18 protein-coding genes are annotated in these 18,087 nt (G+C 42.9%); 8 read left to right on the forward strand and 10 right to left on the reverse strand.

Translation table 11 applies throughout. The features are described 5' to 3' along the window. Positions 1–24: 24 nt before the first annotated feature. The 8 genes from A8806_RS13820 to vanR form a co-directional block, all read right to left on the reverse strand. Positions 25–771, reverse strand: a complete 747-nt coding sequence (locus A8806_RS13820; RefSeq protein ID WP_109731795.1) for an EFR1 family ferrodoxin — start codon at positions 769–771, stop codon at positions 25–27. 171 nt (positions 772–942) lie between these two features. Then, positions 943–1,908 (reverse strand): serine hydrolase domain-containing protein, encoded by a 966-nt coding sequence (locus A8806_RS13825; protein ID WP_109731796.1) that lies wholly within the window; start codon positions 1,906–1,908, stop codon positions 943–945. A gap of 136 nt (positions 1,909–2,044) precedes the next feature. After that, positions 2,045–2,776, reverse strand: a complete 732-nt coding sequence (locus A8806_RS13830) for a hypothetical protein (RefSeq protein WP_109731797.1) — start codon at positions 2,774–2,776, stop codon at positions 2,045–2,047. Position 2,777: 1 nt separating this feature from the next. Further along, entirely contained in the window at positions 2,778–3,638 is an 861-nt protein-coding gene (locus A8806_RS13835) for an ABC transporter ATP-binding protein (protein WP_109731798.1), read from the reverse strand. Beyond that, the gene (locus A8806_RS13840) at positions 3,619–4,002 is read right to left on the reverse strand and encodes a GntR family transcriptional regulator (RefSeq protein ID WP_109731799.1); all 384 of its coding nucleotides are present in this window, start codon (positions 4,000–4,002) and stop codon (positions 3,619–3,621) included. The genes A8806_RS13835 and A8806_RS13840 overlap by 20 nt, the downstream gene beginning before the upstream one ends. 99 nt (positions 4,003–4,101) lie before the next feature. After that, on the reverse strand, positions 4,102–5,064 hold the full coding sequence (locus A8806_RS13845; protein ID WP_109731800.1) for a D-alanyl-D-alanine carboxypeptidase family protein: 963 nt from the start codon (positions 5,062–5,064) through the stop codon (positions 4,102–4,104). A gap of 99 nt (positions 5,065–5,163) precedes the next feature. Further along, the gene (locus tag A8806_RS13850; protein ID WP_181368725.1) at positions 5,164–6,288 is read right to left on the reverse strand and encodes a sensor histidine kinase; all 1,125 of its coding nucleotides are present in this window, start codon (positions 6,286–6,288) and stop codon (positions 5,164–5,166) included. 4 nt (positions 6,289–6,292) lie between these two features. Then, the gene (gene vanR, locus A8806_RS13855) at positions 6,293–6,991 is read right to left on the reverse strand and encodes a VanR-ABDEGLN family response regulator transcription factor (protein WP_109731802.1); all 699 of its coding nucleotides are present in this window, start codon (positions 6,989–6,991) and stop codon (positions 6,293–6,295) included. A gap of 269 nt (positions 6,992–7,260) precedes the next feature. On the opposite strand from vanR, the gene A8806_RS13860 reads away from it, so the two are divergent. Genes A8806_RS13860 through A8806_RS13870 form a run of 3 tightly spaced genes read left to right on the forward strand, consistent with a single transcriptional unit; the run spans position 7,261 to position 11,628 of the window. After that, positions 7,261–8,460 (forward strand): GGDEF domain-containing protein, encoded by a 1,200-nt coding sequence (locus A8806_RS13860; protein WP_109731803.1) that lies wholly within the window; start codon positions 7,261–7,263, stop codon positions 8,458–8,460. A 15-nt stretch (positions 8,461–8,475) separates the two neighbouring features. Continuing rightward, the gene (locus A8806_RS13865; RefSeq protein ID WP_242996086.1) at positions 8,476–9,684 is read left to right on the forward strand and encodes a GGDEF domain-containing protein; all 1,209 of its coding nucleotides are present in this window, start codon (positions 8,476–8,478) and stop codon (positions 9,682–9,684) included. Between the two features lie 24 nt (positions 9,685–9,708). Next, entirely contained in the window at positions 9,709–11,628 is a 1,920-nt protein-coding gene (locus A8806_RS13870) for a sensor domain-containing diguanylate cyclase (protein WP_109731804.1), read from the forward strand. Positions 11,629–11,699: 71 nt separating this feature from the next. Here A8806_RS13870 and A8806_RS13875 read toward each other — a convergent pair whose 3' ends face one another. Next, entirely contained in the window at positions 11,700–12,242 is a 543-nt protein-coding gene (locus tag A8806_RS13875; protein ID WP_330405376.1) for a helix-turn-helix domain-containing protein, read from the reverse strand. Between the two features lie 147 nt (positions 12,243–12,389). Between A8806_RS13875 and A8806_RS13880 the strand changes: the two genes are divergently transcribed. Continuing rightward, entirely contained in the window at positions 12,390–12,971 is a 582-nt protein-coding gene (locus A8806_RS13880) for a LysE family transporter (RefSeq protein WP_109731806.1), read from the forward strand. Positions 12,972–12,982: 11 nt separating this feature from the next. On the opposite strand, the gene A8806_RS13885 is transcribed toward A8806_RS13880, so the two are convergent. After that, positions 12,983–13,873, reverse strand: a complete 891-nt coding sequence (locus A8806_RS13885; RefSeq protein WP_109731807.1) for a LysR family transcriptional regulator — start codon at positions 13,871–13,873, stop codon at positions 12,983–12,985. Positions 13,874–14,166: 293 nt separating this feature from the next. Between A8806_RS13885 and A8806_RS13890 the strand changes: the two genes are divergently transcribed. From A8806_RS13890 to A8806_RS13905, 4 genes are all read left to right on the forward strand, one after another. After that, positions 14,167–15,432: an SLC13 family permease gene (locus A8806_RS13890; RefSeq protein WP_109731808.1), complete on the forward strand. Its 1,266-nt coding sequence runs from the start codon at positions 14,167–14,169 to the stop codon at positions 15,430–15,432. Between the two features lie 51 nt (positions 15,433–15,483). Continuing rightward, entirely contained in the window at positions 15,484–16,383 is a 900-nt protein-coding gene (ttdA, locus tag A8806_RS13895; RefSeq protein ID WP_109731809.1) for a L(+)-tartrate dehydratase subunit alpha, read from the forward strand. Then, on the forward strand, positions 16,383–17,009 hold the full coding sequence (gene ttdB, locus A8806_RS13900) for a L(+)-tartrate dehydratase subunit beta (protein ID WP_109731810.1): 627 nt from the start codon (positions 16,383–16,385) through the stop codon (positions 17,007–17,009). The genes ttdA and ttdB overlap by 1 nt, the downstream gene beginning before the upstream one ends. Before the next feature lie 162 nt (positions 17,010–17,171). Further along, positions 17,172–18,086 carry a tyrosine-type recombinase/integrase gene (locus A8806_RS13905; protein ID WP_109731811.1) on the forward strand — a complete coding sequence of 305 codons (915 nt, stop codon included), beginning with the start codon at positions 17,172–17,174 and terminating at the stop codon, positions 18,084–18,086. Position 18,087: the final 1 nt, after the last annotated feature.

An 18,087-nucleotide genomic window follows, 5' to 3' on the forward strand; every position in this document is an offset into this window, starting at 1 on the left:
CCCGGCGGGCATGCACAGTAATGATTATTCTGGGAAGGTATATCTTGGAAGTCCTATACTGTGTTTTCCATATTCAATCGCCTCTTTTGGACAACGGCTGATACAAGCCATGCAATGGGTGCAGTTTTTCGACCATACAGGCTTCCCGTTTTCAAGACGGATGTTGGCTGTCGGACAGACATTCGTACATATTCCGCAGGAAATGCAGGCATCTGTGGCATAGAATTTTTTTGCATGGACAAATATAGGATAAAAGATATCATTGATAATCCCGCTGTTTAATTTATCCATAAGAGTAAGGGGATGCTGTGGGAATGTTCTGCCTTTTTTTATGATGGAGGCCGCTTTATCAATGGTTTCTTCGGCCTGTCTGATGATTTCACTGGCTTTTTCCTGCGATGGCGTGGAGAACAGTGCAATATAATTCTCCGGCATTACAATTTCCATGCAGCCCATATAGTTCAAAGACTTCCCGGCACACAGTTTTTCCAGATATTTTCCGGCGTTACTGATATTGCCGCCGCATGTCATTACAAAATAGATATTCTTGTTTCCTGATAATCTTGTCTTTTCCAGCCATGACTGCAGAATACGCGGAATTCTCCATGCATAAGTCGGTGCGGCAATGATCCAGGGCCGCTCAGAGTTTATTTCGGAAAAATCATTGTCACGCAGCCTTTCAAACAGGCTGACTGCTTCATCGTCTATTATGCTGCTGATCCTTTTGGCGGCATATTCGCTGTTCCCTGTTCCTGAAAAATATAAAATCAAAATTCTGTCCTCCTGAAACGTTTATTCCCAGTAGCTCGCTACGGGGGCTTTGACTTTATATTATAATAAACAAAAGGCGCAGATACAACATTGGTAAAGAAATACCTTACCATAAAATAGCCTTGAAATAGTGGCAGCCCGGAGAAATGGTTAGTTCCGCTGCAAGGGCGGTTACAGGAAAAGGGGTTCTACATATTCTTTAATCAGTTCGATTCTATCCCGGGCATTGCGTTTAAAAAGTGAGGCAATCGCGACGACTATGTGTTTCTCTGTATTTACATAAATGACATTCCCCCCATCACCCATTGCCGAAAATCCATCCGGATGTACCCACCATAAGTATCCATATGGCAGATCGTTTTTTTCCCACCTGCTGTGTTCCTTTGTACTTTCGTTTATCCAGTTGGCGGAGACGATTTGCCTCCCATCCCATATCCCCTTCTGCAGGCATAGCTGTCCTATTTTCGCCATGTCCGTCAAAGAGAGGGTGAGGCCCCATCCTGCCGTATTAGTTCCCGCTTCATCAGCCACCCATCCGCTGATATCTGTTGCCTTATTAAAAGCAAGTTGTTCCTCTTTCGACTGAAATGTAATATTGCGGCTGACATGGATTCCGAGAGGAGAAAATAAATTCTCTGACGCAAAATCAAACACAGACTGCCCGGCTGTTTTTATAAGGATTCCGGATAGAATATCTGGTCCTATAAGGGGTGTGTACCGGAAGTCTCCGATCTTTCCTCTGCCACCCAGCAAATCTAGAGAAAATGTTACTCCGTCCTCACTTGTGAAATACTTTATGTAGGGTGCGAATTTATACTTATACGGAGCTGTCATTGTCAGCAAATGTTCCAGAGTGATATTCTGGATTGTTTTTTCTCTTTGTTTTACCCTGTAATCCGGGAAGAAATCCAGTACTTTCTGATGAATACTCTTGATGCAGCCACGATCCACGGCAATTCCAATTAGTATAGAAACAATACTTTTTGTCACCGAATATACATGGATCCGGCTTTCCGGCGTGCATCCGTTGAAATAGCTTTCATACACGGTATTTCCATTTTTCAGTACGGTAATACCAGCAGTGTTTTCATATTTTGTTTCTATTAACCTTTCTAAATCTATCATGCTTTTCTTCATAAGTGCTCCTCCTTCGCCTGTCTGTAACAGAGTATAGCGGAAATCTTTTTGGTTTACCTGACTTTTTATGCGAAGAGGTGCACGGTATTTATATAGAAAAAGGACAGAAATCTAAATCGGATTTCATCCTTTCTATTTATATTTTGAGTTCGGTTCTGCGTATAACAAGGAAAGAACAGATACTAAGAACGCCGGCAAGCAGTATGAACAGAAATACAGGAGCAGTAAAGTTTATGGAGCCGTCAGTCATAAAACCAAGTCCTTTCAATGCAAACTCCGCAGCTTTATGTGTAAATGTTTTCGGAAGGACAAACCGGAAGATAGCGGGGATGATCAAAATAACAGTTAAACCGAGGACAATTCCCGCATAGATGGAAACGGTCTTTCCAATTTTGTTTATGGCAAGGATCGTTAAATAAAGCAGGCAGCAGACTAGCATATAAGCGAGAAAGAGCCAGAGCCAGTTTATAACTACCGAATGCCCATATCCATAAAGTCCGGCAAATAAGGAGAAATACCTGTCGGACAACGTGTGCAGGAGATTTCCCAATATGGTATCGACAAGGGCCATGATTGCCGAAACAAAGACAAATAGTGAGAAAGTGGATAAATAGATATACTTTCTAGTAAATCCATTCTGTATCAGCATCCTGAAATCTTCTTTGAATCCCATAATACCCAGAATGCCCACATAAATCATAGAATTTATTTCAAGTGCATTTGTACCGATCTGTTCAAAATCACCTGTGGCAATATAGACCAGAAGGGAAATAATTGAAATCACGCCAAATACACATGCATAAAATATCCAGATAAACTTAAATGAAGTGACACATTCGTACCGGATAACCGTACCTAACTTTTTCATATTAATTACCGCCTTTCTCAGTCAGTTTGACGAATAATTTCTGCAGGTTGATATTAGAAATCTGCAGACCGCTGTTTTTCGGGAGACGTTCTCTTTCGCCCAGTATATAGGCAAGCTTGAGGCTGCCGAGTTCATCATATCCGATTACTTTTTTGTCTTTGCAGTAGATATCTACTTCCTCAGAAAGACCGGATATGCAGTATCCAGTATTCATAAGCTCCTCAACGGTCTCCTGAAGCAGTACTTTTCCTTCGTTAATAAGTACTACTTCCTCAATAATGTTGGCCACTTCTTCAATCAGGTGTGTTGCGATGATGATGGTCCTCTGGTTATCCTCGTAGTCCTGTAATAATAATTCATAGAATAATTCTCTGTGGTTGGCGTCCAGCCCCAGCACAGGCTCATCGAAGACCACATATGGAACGTTAAGCGCAAGGGCGATTGTAAGCTTAAAGATGGACTGATAGCCTTTTGATAATTCTTTATATTTTTTCTCTGTATCCAGATTAAATTTCTTTGCTACGGAAAAGGCCTTTTCTATGTCAAAGCTATCATAAAAGCGTGCCGTCCACTTAAAGTGATTCTTTAATTTTAAACCAGTATCATATAAATCAGCTTCGCTCATGCAAAAGACCTTCTCGTGTACTTCCATATTTTCCTTTGCAGGCAGGTTATCGACTAAGACTTCTCCTTCATCTGCGAAGATCCGGTTAGCGATGATGTTGATGAGCGTAGATTTTCCGGCCCCGTTTCTCCCTAAAAATCCGTAGATTTTACCATGCTCAAAGGTAAAGGAAACATTGTCCAGTGCAGTGACATCTTGATATCGTTTGGTTACATTCTTAATTTGGATTGCATTCATGTTCATAGCCCCTCTCTATAAGCTTAATTACTTCTTCTTTTGACATCTGCAGTTTCGATGCTTCCTCAACCAGTGCTGCCACATACTGATTGTAAAACTGGCTTTGCCTTTTACCGCGGATTTTTTTTACGGCACCTTCTTTTACATACATACCCAGACCTCTTTTTTTATAAATGATTTCTTCGTCGACAAGCATATTCATACCTTTTAGAACTGTATGGGGATTGATATTCAGCAGGGCGGATATTTCATTCGTGGAAGGGATCTTTGTTTCCTCCGGGAATATTCCTGTAAATATCGAATCTTCCAGCTGTTCTGCAATCTGGATGAATATGGGCTTATCTGAATTTGTATCAATGTTCAAATATATCACCCCGCTTTGCGAGTTAGTTACTTGAGTAACTAACTACCTTACAAGGCTAATATAAACCATTTAGAAAGAGATGTCAATAGGATAATGAAATTATTTTTCTAGCTGTCCGTAGGTAGTTAAAGCGTCGTTTATGTGGTACTGCTCCGTTTCGTGCGAACCTGCGGCGTGTGCGGTAATCAGGATGTACTCTTCTTCGTTTACCTCTGCAAGGCTTGCCAGACACAGGCCGGCTTCGTCTGTATAACCGGTCTTTCCGCCGAGGATTCTGCCACCTTTTATATTCTGGTCCCCGAGGTTTTCAAACAATGTGCTCTGCATGGTAAAACCGTCCGGGTGCATATTAGTCGGTTCGACGGTATAATAACTGCTTGTGAAAATTTTTCGGAATTCTGGATTCTTTAATGCATACTCCAGTAAAACTGCCAGATCGCTGACTGTCGTATAATGATTTGTATCATGTAACCCTGTTGTATTTGAAAAATGGGTATCTGTCATTCCCAGTTCCTCTGCTTTGTCGTTCATAAGTCCGGTAAATGCTTCCTCTGAGCCTGCTATAAGGTCTGCCAGAGCCAGACAGCATTCCGCACCCGATTCCAGAATGATCCCATATACAAGTGCTTCTGCAGTGGCAGTCTCCCCGGGTTCAAAACCTGCCATAGATGCATCCATTTCATAGAGATAGGGAAAGAAGTCATATGGTACTTCCAGCCGTTGTCCCATATCGTCTATATTTTCAATCGCCAGAATTGCCGTCATAATCTTAGTCAATGATGCGGGATAGATTCTTTCGGCGGCATTTCTTTGTGCCATAATTTCTCCTGTTCCATCAGAATTGAGCCTGACAAGTACTGCATTGGGGCTGGCCAGATTATTGAGTTTTATCTGCGAAGTACCTGCCGGAGATGAAACAGGATCATCCGGTTTCTGAAAATACCACTTCGCTGCCAGTAGAAATGTGAGTAAAATCACCAATATCATAAGAATTACTAAATAATTGTAGAGGGAAGCCTTCCTTTTCCTTCTCCGGTATGGCTGTCTTCTTTGTTTTTTCATATAACCACCCTGCCTTTCACAAGAAGATTATATAAGATTCCAGGACGTCATTCTTTAACTTCCTGTTGATGATTTCCTAAGAAAAGGTTAAGGTTCTATTTATATCTGGGGCAGACTTACAAGAAATGTAGTTTTCTCGTTTTTACTGTCTGCCGTAATACTTCCTCCATGCAGGACAACGATTTCTTTTGCAATTGCCAGCCCCAGACCGGCGCCTCCGGTATTACCCTGCCGTGCCTCATCTGCCCTGTAGAATTTATCAAACAGGACTGGCAGTTTTTCTTTCGGAATGGTTTTCCCGGCATTTTCAATGGTAACCCTTACTTCTTTATCATCCTTCTCTGCCTTTACCCTGATTACAGACTCCGGGTAGCTGTAGGCGGCTGCATTTTTCAATATGTTCTGGAAAACCCGTGCTAGCTTTACTGTATCCCCATATACCGTGATTCCTTCTCCGACATCTAAATCAATCGAATTCTTCCATTTCTGAAGGATCGGATAGAACTCATCTGCCATTTGTACAAGCATATAAGAAAGGTCTAAAGTTTCCTTTTCCAGAATAATCTGATTGAGATTGTACCGGGTAATGTCAAAGAACTCCTGTATCAGCCGTTCCAGCAGCAGGGATTTTTCAAACACAATAGTCGTATATTTTTCCCTCTGCAGTGCAGGCATGTCCCGGGCCTCATCCAGAAGGCTCAGGTAGCCGATGATGGAAGTCAGCGGTGTTTTCAGATCATGGGCGAGATAAGTAATCATATCATTTTTCCGGGCTTCTTCCTCCTTCATAATCCGGGCGTTCCGCTCCATTTTTGTCTTGATTTGAGTCATCTGTACTGCAATTTCTGCATATTCTGTTGGAAACACCATGTCTGCGTCTATATCGTGTTCCATGAAGCTGTGTATCATCCGGCCGGCCCCTGAGATTGTCCGGGTTGACATTTTCTTTCCGTAGAATCTGGCTGCACCGGCTGCAAGGGCGGCTGAAAGTAAAGCTCCTAAGCAGAACAGCTCCAGTATCAGCATTTTGAATTTGGGCCAGTTGATTTCTGATATAGTCATTGTAAGACCGGATGTATCCTGTGGTTCTGTATGTGTCCATACATAATTGTCCTGAAACCAGTCAACAAAGCTGCCATTTAGTATGTAATCACCAAAATAAAAGATTCCGTAACATAATACTAAGACAGCCCCGAATAAGGCGGCTGTCTTAACCCATTTCATACTCTTAGCTTTCAATTTTATATCCGCACCCCCATACTGTTTTGATATACCTCGGGTTCTCAAAGGAATCATGCATTTTCTCCCTTAAATGTCGTATGTGAACCGTGATCGTATTATTATTTTTGCGGAAATACTCGTCCTCCCAGATCTGTCTGAAAAGACTTTCGGCACTCACTACCGCGCCATGATTTTCACAGAGAATCCACAAAATCTTAAATTCCGTAGGGGTGAGTGAGAGAGGGCGTTCGTTTAAGGTACATTCATGTGTTTTCGCATTGAGTACCAGTCCGGAAACCATAATGACCTGATCTTCCTGTGACGGGGCTGTACTGTTATACCTTTTATACCTCCGCAGCTGTGCCTTCACGCGTGCAACTAGCTCCAGAGGCAGGAATGGCTTCGATATATAATCATCCGCGCCCAGGGTAAGTCCGGTTATTTTGTCAAGTTCTTCCCCTTTTGCTGTCAGCATAATCACCGGGAAATGAAAGGACTCCCGGACTCTGCGGCAAAGCTCATACCCATCCAGCCCCGGCATCATTACATCCATAATTGCCAGATCCGGTGGATGATTCATGATACATTTAAAAGCTTCTTTAGAATCATAAAACTTTTGAATAAAATAATTTTCATTATCAAGATAGCACTCTACAAGATCTGCAATCTCTTTCTCATCATCTACAATCAAGATTTTCTCCCTCATGATAATTAGTCACATCCTTTTAATTTTTTCTTTATTATAGACAATGGAGGTAAATATTTTTTTAGGAATTTCTTATGAAAAAATAAAAATGACTGGGGAGACCAGAAGGATGACAGTAAAGGACATATTAACTTGAACTTTCATGCGTCCTGAACTATAATTAAATGAATTATATCGTTTCTGTTCACACTGTGCCGTGTACTCCAATGCATGGCATCAAGCCAATAAAGTGATGTCTTAAAGACATCTGCAGGAGAGGAGGGGATCGTTTGATATATTTCAGCTGGGGTCTGCTTGTACCGGTTCTTTTTTCTTTATTATATGGCATAACGGGTTACAGGGCGATGCGGGCCCTTGGTTATACACAAAAAGGCGGAGTAACTGAAAGAATATGGATGACCCTTCCGGTCCTGCTGTTGCTTACACTATGGTGCATCTGTAACTTTCCGATACCGCTCCTGTATGGTCTGGTATTTGCAGGAAAGATATTCCGCCTGTTCCAGAAGGGGATTAAGCGGAATATGGAGTTCTTTATTGTCAACCTTACTCATTTGATGACAATGGCATTTCATTTGATCCTGATTGGTGTAATTGCCCTGATTATGGAAGCGACGATGAAGGAGCTTTTACAGCAGCCGTTTTGGCGGATTTCTACATGTGGGGTTACTCTGGCCGTTGATAGTCTTGTGTTTAGTCTGGTTCCCAGATTGAAAACGCCTTTGGGAGTCATAAAGACCAGAGCGGACAGCGAAGAAATCAAACCCTTTATGACGTTTCTCTGGTTTGCCAATTTCTCACTTATGATTGACAGTATACTTTGCTTATCTGGGAACAGCTGGAAGCTGCTGCCTTTATTTCTGGTCGGAAGCACGCTGCTTCTGGAATTTTATTTAGTCGGTTTCCTGCGCCATCTCTACTCTATTCTGAGTGTTCAATATTTGGAAGAGGAGCACTATCATTTACAGAGGGAACTTGAACATCAGGACCGCAGCGCATCCGAATTGAGGAATAAAACGGCTATGGAGCCAATGACGGGCATCTTTTCCCGGCGGTATATTCTGGAACAGGCAGAGGGGCTGCTTAAAAACCGGGAACAATTTTCTGTCGTTTATATTGATATGGATCATCTTAAGCAGATAAATGATCAGGAGGGACACGATGCGGGGGACCTTTACCTGATCCGGTTCGCCAGAGAATTCAGTGCCTGCCTGAGAGCAACAGATATTTTTGCCAGGATCGGCGGCGATGAATTTGCAGTGCTTCTTCCGGGCTGTATGCCTGAGAGGGCAATGCAGCGCCTGGAGGGGATCAGGAGACATCTGGCGGAAGATCTTGAGCCGCCTTTTTCGTTCAGCTATGGTATCGCAACTTTTCCGGAAAAGGCTGAAGAGGATGGAGACAGTGTAGAAATGGTTTTCAGAAGGGCTGATTTGGCCATGTATCAGGATAAACAGACGAGAACAAGGTAGGAAGGGGGAGCGTGTATGCTGAAACTGCTGCTGACGGCAACAGCCTATTTATATTTTCACGGGCGTTATTTCAGGCTGGCAAAAGGACTCGGACAGAACTCCTGTATGAGTGGCTGGTTTGTTTTATTAAGCTTTGTGGTCAATTATGGCTTTTTCTATGTCTGCAGCGTATTGGAATTTTCTTTGGTGATTAACTGGCTTTTCTTCGCGGTACTGCTGTTATTTGAGACGGCCATGTTTAACAGGGGCGAGTGGAGAAATGCGTTGTTTGTCACGTCCCTTGGTATTATCTGCGGTCTGGCGGTCAATATTTTCTGCCGAAGCGTCATTGCGATTCTGATACAGCAGCCGCTGCAGAATTTTGATAACCGTATTTCCAGTGTTGGTAACTTAAAGAGTATTCCGATCTTCTGGGGCTTTTTGCTTGCGGGGGTCATTCTGCATGTTTTCAGCCGTCCTGTTTTCCAGAAACGTTTGAATCTGATCTTAAGCTATCCACAGCACCAGACGTTTTTAATGGAGATGATGATCGGATTGTTCTTTTATCTGTTTCTGAATCTTTTGTTGTATTCGACGCCGAATAACAGCCTGCTTTTAAAGATCTGGAGCATTAAATCCAGCCTGTTCTGTGCGACCGGCTTTTACATTGCAATCTGGTATACGAGAAGGATCTGTGAGCTGAGTGATTACAGGGAGGAGAACCGGCGGATTCTTGAGGAACTGGAAGAAAAAAAGAGAGAAGAGGAACTTCTCAGGCAGGAAGTGATCCGCGACATGCTCACTGGGCTCTATAACAGGCAGTATGCAGAGGAGACGATTGCCTCCATGATGGAACAAAACATAAGTTTTACGCTGTGTTTTCTGGATCTGGATGGCCTGAAGAACGTCAACGACCAGTTCGGGCATCTTGCCGGGGACCGTTATCTTAATATTGTAGTGGGGCAGCTCTGCCGCGCCTGCCGGGATAAGGAAGACCTTCTCTTCCGCTATGGTGGGGATGAGTTTTTGGTACTCTTCCGGAATATGGAAGCAAAGACAGCGGAAGAGAGGCTGGAGAATGTCAATGAGAAACTGCATGCGATGAGCGAAGAGGAATTTCCTTTGTCCATTAGTTTTGGCGTGGCGGAAAGCGCTTCTCATTCTGACTGGAAGGCACTGGTTCAGGAGGCTGACAGGAAGATGTACCGGCAGAAGCAGAGCCGGTGGGCAGAGAGATCACTATAATATTGAGGGGGGTGGAGGGCTATTATGAAGAAAAATGTTTTGTTCCGTACTAACTTAATGGTCTGTATCGTCATTATTATTGGTTTCATTATTACATCTGCCATTAGTTACAAGTCAAATCAGGGGATATTCAGAAAAGATATTGAGAACGTATCCATGCTGACGTCAGATGGCATTTACCATCAGATAGACTCCATTTTTACAAAACCGATCAATATCTCAATGACTATGGCGAATGACAGCCTGTTGAAAGAGTTTCTGGATGGGGAAGAGCAGCATCTTAAGGAACAGGAATTTATTGGGAAAATGCGGGATTACTTGAATGCTTACAGGGATAAATATGAATATGACTCGGTCTTTCTGGCTTCGGTTAAAACGAAAAATTACTATTACTATAATGGCCTGGACCGTATTTTAGAGGAAGGTGATCCGGAAAATAACTGGTTTTATGATTTTCTGGATCAGAATACGGATTATGGCATACAGATCGATAATGATCAGGTTGAGGGGGCCGGGAATGAGGTGACTGTCTTTATCAACTGCCGTATCATGGATGACAGGGGGACAGTTATGGGGGTGGTCGGTGTGGGATTCCGGGTAGATTCCCTCCAGTCCCTGCTGAAAAGTTATGAGAATGATTTTGGAGTGAATGCTTATCTGGTGGATGAAGAGGGCAATGTAGAGATCTCCGGCAGCCATACCAGATATGAAGGAAAAACGAACCTGTTCGGGCGATGTGCCTTTACAGATCTGAAAGACATAATTCTGGGAAGCCGTGAAAAGACACAGAATCTGTGGTATCATTCCCAAAACAGGAGCGGCTATGTAGTCAGCAGTTTCATTGAGAATCTGGGATGGTTTTTGATTATAGACAATGATACGACACCTTTAAGCAGGAAACTGATGGTACAGCTTCTGCGGGAGACACTGATTCTGGCGGTCATTATTGTTCTTGTGCTGGTCACGATTACTTCCGTGATACGCCGTTATAACAAGAGGATCATAGAATTGACTGTCAGGGCTGAAAAAGTGCATCAGGCAGTGTTTCAACAGGCGACCGAGCAGCTATATGAAAATATCTATGAAATTGATATTACCCATAATCAGGCAGCCAGTGAAGCTACTGCCCAGTATTTTGCAAGCCTGGGAGCCCCGCCTGATATACCTTATGAAAAAGCTCTTTACATCATTGCGGAAAAGCAGATCATGGAAGAGTACCGGGAAGGCTATATTCAGACATTTTCCCCGAATCATGTGCTGGATTCGTTTGAGAAGGGGATTGAAAACCTGCAGTATGATTTCATGATTACTACAGATGGTGAACATTATTACTGGATGCGTATTACGGCCCAGATTTTCCGGTGGCAGGAAGATAATTCGGTGCGTATGCTGGTGTACCGCCAGAATATTGACGAACAGAAAAAGCATGAATTGTATATGCTGGAGCAGATGCAGAGGGATCCGCTTACCGGGCTGTATAATAAGGCAGCTGCGCAGGAGCATGTCCGCCGGATACTGAATGATCAGCCGGAGAGCATGTTTGCTTTCTTCATACTGGATATCGATTACTTTAAACAAGTCAATGACAATTTTGGTCATGCGGCTGGGGACCGGGTACTTAAAGAATTTTCCAATACACTTAAGAACCAGTTCCGGGAAAATGATATCGTCGGAAGAATCGGTGGCGATGAATTCACTGCATTGATGCCGGTTCCCAAGGCAGAGATGGCAAAAGAGCGCGCCGGGGAACTGGTGAACGTGCTGCAAAGGCGCACAGAGACTGACGGAATTCATATCACTGCAAGCATTGGGGTAGCTCTGGCAATAGGGAGGGACACGGATTTCGAGAACCTATACAAGACAGCTGATTATGCCTTGTACAAGGCTAAGAAGCAGGGGCGGAACAGATATGTGATTACAGATGTAAATGGGAATCCGCAGTAATACAAATGCATACCCCAGTTGACAAGGGCAGACCGTAGACTGGGGGTATGCATTTTTAATCTCCAAAAGAGTCAGGGGTTATAAAGGATCATATGCAGAACAGCTGTTTCCTTTCCTGTATTTTTATATGAGTGGACAACATCGGCCTTAAAGCGGATGCTTTCACCCTTTTCGACTACGAATCTTTCGCCGTCAGCGAAAATTTCAATTTTCCCTGTAAATATTGTAATGAATTCAGTGGTTCCCTTTAAATGCGGTTCCGACTGCCAATAGCTATTCATATCCAGTTCCAGATAGTAAACTGCAAACCTGCGGTTCTCATCGTCCGGAAAAAGAGGGTAGTTTTTCACATTCCCATTATCTTCAAGTATTGGTTGAATCTCTGCAGTTTTTACAATTTCGTACGGGCTTTCAGGCCGGACGGTTAAAGCGTCAAATGGCACTTTCATTCCATTTGAAATCTTCCATAGTGTGGACAAAGTCGGATTTCCGTCACCACGTTCGATTTGTGCGAGCATACTTTTGCTGACCCCGCTTAGTCTGGCGAGTTCATCCATGCTTAATTTATTTTCTTCACGCAGTCTCTTAATATTTTTAGCAACAATTAAATTCATTGAATCCAAAAAAACACTCCCTTCTATTGACAACATAATGTACGAGATGTATCATTATATCGTACAAGTGCGATATAATATTCATTTTATAACATTATACTGTTTTTTGTGGCGCATTGTAAAGTGTAATGTAGAAAGAGGTCAGATATGTTTCATTTATATGATTTTTTGATTTACTGCTTTATTACAGCCTACACACCGGGAGCAAACAATCTGCTTTCCATGAGTAATGCAATACGGATGGGATTTAGGCGGAGCATCCGTTTTAATATCGGTATACTGGCCGGATTTGCAGTAGTGATGTCTGTTTGTACCGCCTTCAGTGCAGCGCTCTATTCACTTCTGCCAAAAGTAAAGATGTTCATGCAGATAGCGGGAGCTGCTTACATGCTGTATCTGGCATGGAAAGTCTGGAGGAGTTCTGCGGATTTGGATGCAGGTGCCGGAAGAGAGGCAGGTTTCCTTTCCGGTATGTTACTGCAGTTTGCGAATCCTAAAATCTACATCTATGCAATAACCGCAATGTCCCTTTATATTCTGCCTATGTATCATTCTGTTAGTTCCATGATTGCATTTACAGTTATTCTGACGTTGATTGGAGCATCGGGGTCCTTTGTGTGGGCACTGTTTGGTTCTGCTTTCTGCAGGGTTCTTTCGAGGCATACAAAGGCCGTTAATATGGTAATGGCGCTTTTGCTTGTATATTGCGCCGTTGCACTATTCATTTAATAAAAGTATACTTACTTGACATATCTCATATCAGCCGCATATTTTCTGGTAAATGAGATGTATTTTTCTACACTGCTGTTAATATATTTTCCCTTTTTCCATACAAGCCCAATTTCCTGTCTGATTGCCGGTGAGACAGGAATACTGGCCAGATCAGGCATATTTTTCAGAATGGAAGAGTAGAGGAAGGCACCTCCCAGATTGTTTTTAATAAAATTCTGAATCGTATACAGCTGGCTTGCCTGCAGAATTACATTCGGCTTTACTCCAATGCTTTCGAACAGTGAGTTTAACGTGGTGTTCTGCACGGAGTCTGTGTTATACATGATGAGTGGTTCATCCTTTACCATCCCGATGGATACTTCCTTTTCCTTTGCCAGATGGTGTTCAAAAGACACGCAGAATACAATCTGGTCAGAAAGAATCTGATAGGAATTCAATTTATCTATTTCATAAAAATTCATATTGACCAGCGCAAGGTCCAGTATATCTTCCTGTACAAGGCTGGCGGCACGGATGGAACCATATTCAAGCAGTTCTACTGGAATGTCAGGATATTCTTTCTGGAATGCGATGAGCATGTCCGGGAAGAATATTGTACTTAAGAGCGGCGGAATGCCAATCCGGATCGGAGTAACCTTCCTGCCAAGGTCAAGGAGCTCGGAGGACGTCTGATTTATAGTATTGAGCAGTTCACTTGCTTTTTGATAGAAGACCTCGCCCTCTTTTGTCAGGGTCATGTGATTTTTCGTACGGGTAAACAAACTAATTGAGAATTCCTTTTCCAATTCACGGATTGCACTGGATATTGCCGGCTGTGTTACATAGAGTTTCTGGGCCGCCTGTGTAATGCTGTGATAACGGCTCACGGCACAAAAGTATTCTAACTGAATGATTTTCATGACATTCCCTTTCTTTTTTTAGATAGTCGTTTTGAACAAATTTACTGAAAAACCATCTTCTGTTAATCTGCATTATAGCATATTTCTGGTAAAAATACTCAAAGTTCCAAATTGTGTTAATTTTTTTTTATAGTAGTATCAGTTTTCATAAATGTACAAATAAAAATACAGCCGATATAATAAAGGCATAGCAAATCGTAATGAATCGGCCGTCTTGTTACTTTTGATTTTGCCAAAGACTAAGATCATCTGGTCTGTAATAAACAATTATAAAAAGGAATGGAGGTAAAAGAATGAGTCCATCTATAATAACCCTGCTCTTTCTCCTGTTTGCGGTAGTCATGTTTGTGTTTGAGAAGGTTCCGCTTGGAGTCACTTCGATGATTGTCTGTATAGGACTGGTCATAACAGGGGTGCTGGATGTTAAGACTGCTTTTGCGGGATTTATTGACAGCAATGTCATCTTATTCGTTGCAATGTTCATTGTCGGGGGTGCTTTATTCGAGACAGGCATGGCAAACAAGATCGGCAGCATCGTAACGAGGTTTGCGAAAACTGAGCGTATGCTTGTAGTTGCGATCATGGTAATCGTAGGCCTGATGAGCGGTGTCTTGTCTAATACAGGTACGGCTGCCGTGCTGATTCCGGTTGTAATAGGAATTGCTGCGAAATCAGGGTATAAAAGATCCCGGCTTCTGATGCCGCTGGTATTTGCGGCGGCAATGGGAGGTAATCTTTCACTGATCGGTGCACCGGGAAATCTTATTGCGCAGAGTGCACTGCAGGAGATTGGTCTGAAATTCGGATTTTTTGAATATGCCATTGTTGGATTTCCCATTTTAATCGTAGGAATTATATTCTATGCAACCATTGGCTATAAGCTGCTTCCTAATAATGATGTAAAGGATGACGGGACATACGATACAGAAAGAGATTTCAGCCAGGTCCCGGCATGGAAACAGTGGTTATCATTGGTAATTTTGATTTTTACACTGCTGGCTATGATTTTTGAAGACAAGATAGGTATTAAACTCTGTATTTCCGGTGGAATCGGAGCCTTGTTATTGATTTTGACAGGTGTTATTTCTGAAAAAGATGCATTAAAATCTATAGATCTAAAAACAATCTTTTTATTTGGAGGAACACTTTCTCTGGCTGCGGCCCTGCAGGAAACAGGGGCAGGGGGACTGATTGCCGGTAAAGTAATCGGCGCACTGGGAGATAACCCTTCGCCATACATATTGACTTTAGCCGTATTCCTGCTTTGCTGCTTATTGACAAATTTCATGTCCAATACGGCAACTACGGCGCTTATGGTTCCTATTTGTCTTTCGATTGCCCAAGGGATGGGAGCAGATCCCAGAGCGGTACTGATGGCTTGCGTAATCGGCGGTTCCTGTGCATATGCAACACCAATCGGTATGCCGGCTAATACGATGGTGGTAGGTGTCGGCGGGTACAGATTTATGGATTATGTAAAGGCGGGATTCCCGTTAATTATTATTGCAACAATTGTAAGCATGGTTATTCTCCCGATTGCGTTTCCATTCTTCCCATAAGGGAAAAGATCGTGATATGAAAACAGAATACAAAAACAAGGAGGTAAAGATATGGATAAGAAAGAACAGGTAGAGCAGCTTACCAATTATATGGCTGGATTTGTGTCTTATATTGGAAAAGTACTGCCGGATGATATTATTGCTAAGCTGGATGAGCTTGCGGAGAGAGAGGATGGCCCGCTTTCTAAGGTTATCTATGAGACAATGAAAAGGAATCAGGTACTGGCAAAAGAGTTAAACAGACCGAGCTGTCAGGATACAGGGGTCCTCCAGTTCTGGTTAAAATGTGGTGCAAAATTCCCTCTGATCGGAGAATTGGAAGCGCTGTTAAAAGAGGCTGTTGTAAGAGCCACGGTCGAGGCGCCCCTTCGTCATAATAGTGTAGAAACATTCGACGAGTACAATACGGGGAAGAATGTCGGGAAGGGTACGCCGACTGTATTCTGGGATATTGTACCAGACAGTGACCAGTGTGAAATCTATACATATATGGCAGGCGGTGGATGTACACTCCCGGGAAAGGCTATGGTTCTAATGCCGGGGGCCGGATATGAGGGTGTGACAAAATTTGTTATGGACGTAATGACATCTTATGGATTGAATGCCTGCCCGCCACTTCTTGTGGGTGTTGGCGTGGCGACTTCCGTTGAGACGGCGGCCCTGCTTTCCAAGAAAGCCCTGATGAGGCCCCTTGGAAGCCATAACGAAAATGAGCGCGCGGCATCTATGGAGCGGCTGCTGGAAGACGGCATTAATTCAATCGGCCTCGGACCACAGGGCATGGGCGGAAAGTATTCTGTTATGGGTGTTCATATTGAGAATACAGCAAGGCATCCATCTACAATCGGTGTTGCGGTCAACGTTGGATGCTGGTCACACAGGCGGGGGCATATCATTTTTGATAAGGATCTTAACTATACAATTACGACTCATTCGGAGGTGACTTTATAATGCTGGAAATGAAGAATGGAAAGAAAATACTGACAACACCAATATCCGCTGAAGACTTGTCTGATATACATATTGGAGACATTATTTATTTGAACGGAAGCATGACAACCTGCCGTGACGTGGCACACAGACGGCTTGTTGAGGCCGGACGTGAGCTTCCGGTTGATGTAAGAGATGCCGCTATTTTCCATGCCGGCCCGATCATTCGCCCTTTAGAGGATGATAAATTTGAAATGGTATCTGTAGGACCGACTACAAGCATGCGTATGGAAAAGTTTGAAAAAGAATTTGTGGAACAGACAGGTGTAAAGGTAATTATTGGAAAAGGCGGTATGGGGCCGAACACGGAATATGCATGCAAAAACTATAAGGCAGTCCACTGCGTCTTCCCGGCGGGAAATGCAGTAGTAGCGGCAACTGAAGTGGAAGAGATCATAGATGCCCAGTGGCGTGATCTTGGAATGCCGGAGACATTGTGGCACTGCCGTGTAAAAGAATTTGGGCCGCTGATCGTATCCATTGATACAGAAGGACGTAATCTGTTTGAGGAGAATAAGGTAATCTTTAATGAGAGGAAAGATAAGGCCATTGAAGAGATATGCAAACAGGTAGGATTTATTAAATAAAACGGTTTAAAACCAGATTTTTGCCAAAAGAGCCCTTGTAAAGAGATATTCGGCAGTATCTCTTTACAAGGCTCTTTTTAATATGTTATAGTATGAACATACTTATAACGCTAATAAATCTTTCCGCTTCGCGGACTACATACAAGCCAGGGGGAGGCCAATATGAACAGTATCTATGCATCGGAGCAGATAAAGCAATTAATCTGGCCAGATTTCACTGCACATTTTAAGAATAATACGACCGCGGCATCTTACCACGGGGATATCTGCGAGATTATGAATCTGTATAAAAAGGATTTTCTTAGTCTCACAGACAGAGATGTCTCAGACTACTACAAGACGATGAAAGAAAAGATAAGCAAAGGCCTGATCCAGCCGGGCACGCTTTCGAAAAAGATGCGTGAATTGAATTCTTTTGCATCATTCATATGTGAAAACAGGTCACATTATCAGGTTCCTGACGCTTACCAGAACTATTTTAACCCGTATATGAAAGAGATTGAAAAGATAAGCAAACATGCAAGATCCATTCCGATTGAGCACATAGATAAGTTATTAGAAGCGGCGGAGGATGACTATATGTCTTACTGCATCATAACCCTGATCCACCGCATGGGGTTGTCATCAACCGAGATTATAGAAATCCGTCCAGAAGATTTCACTGCATATGACAATGGTGTATATCTGAATATATCAGAACGTCTGCGACCTGTATTTATTTCAGAAGATGTTTATTTAATACTAGAAAAATATTTAAGTTTACATCAGGGCCATGAATTCCTGTTTTACAACAGCCGTGGAAATAAACTGAATACAATGTATATCAGCCGTATGATGAAGAAATACACAGGGATTGCGGGAATTCCTTCCTACAGTGCCGAGGCACTTCGCAATTCCTGTGCTTATGCCATGTTTGCGTATCATGCAGCCCCCGGCCAGGTTGCACAGGAGATGGGAGTTACGGAAAGTCAGATCAGACGATATAAAAATATGAATTATATGGATACTCTGTCCAGATCCACGCGCCATCTCGTAAAGATTAAGGTAGAGCCCCCATCCGGCTTTTCGTCTCTGTAAA

It is taken from the genome of Faecalicatena orotica (assembly GCF_003149245.1).
Lineage (GTDB): Bacteria > Bacillota > Clostridia > Lachnospirales > Lachnospiraceae > Faecalicatena_A > Faecalicatena_A orotica.

Bases quoted from the DNA above. Each gene is read 5' to 3' on its own strand.
- A8806_RS13890 (WP_109731808.1), top strand. From the start codon at position 14,167: ATGAGTCCATCTATAATAACCCTGCTCTTTCTCCTGTTTGCGGTAGTC.
- A8806_RS13850 (WP_181368725.1), bottom strand. From the start codon at position 6,288: ATGAAATGGGTTAAGACAGCCGCCTTATTCGGGGCTGTCTTAGTATTA.
- A8806_RS13875 (WP_330405376.1), bottom strand. From the start codon at position 12,242: ATGAATTTAATTGTTGCTAAAAATATTAAGAGACTGCGTGAAGAAAAT.
- A8806_RS13830 (WP_109731797.1), bottom strand. From the start codon at position 2,776: ATGAAAAAGTTAGGTACGGTTATCCGGTACGAATGTGTCACTTCATTT.
- vanR (WP_109731802.1), bottom strand. From the start codon at position 6,991: ATGAGGGAGAAAATCTTGATTGTAGATGATGAGAAAGAGATTGCAGAT.
- A8806_RS13825 (WP_109731796.1), bottom strand. From the start codon at position 1,908: ATGAAGAAAAGCATGATAGATTTAGAAAGGTTAATAGAAACAAAATAT.
- ttdB (WP_109731810.1), top strand. From the start codon at position 16,383: ATGCTGGAAATGAAGAATGGAAAGAAAATACTGACAACACCAATATCC.
- ttdA (WP_109731809.1), top strand. From the start codon at position 15,484: ATGGATAAGAAAGAACAGGTAGAGCAGCTTACCAATTATATGGCTGGA.
- A8806_RS13865 (WP_242996086.1), top strand. From the start codon at position 8,476: ATGCTGAAACTGCTGCTGACGGCAACAGCCTATTTATATTTTCACGGG.
- A8806_RS13870 (WP_109731804.1), top strand. From the start codon at position 9,709: ATGAAGAAAAATGTTTTGTTCCGTACTAACTTAATGGTCTGTATCGTC.
- A8806_RS13905 (WP_109731811.1), top strand. From the start codon at position 17,172: ATGAACAGTATCTATGCATCGGAGCAGATAAAGCAATTAATCTGGCCA.
- A8806_RS13885 (WP_109731807.1), bottom strand. From the start codon at position 13,873: ATGAAAATCATTCAGTTAGAATACTTTTGTGCCGTGAGCCGTTATCAC.
- A8806_RS13845 (WP_109731800.1), bottom strand. From the start codon at position 5,064: ATGAAAAAACAAAGAAGACAGCCATACCGGAGAAGGAAAAGGAAGGCT.
- A8806_RS13835 (WP_109731798.1), bottom strand. From the start codon at position 3,638: ATGAATGCAATCCAAATTAAGAATGTAACCAAACGATATCAAGATGTC.
- A8806_RS13880 (WP_109731806.1), top strand. From the start codon at position 12,390: ATGTTTCATTTATATGATTTTTTGATTTACTGCTTTATTACAGCCTAC.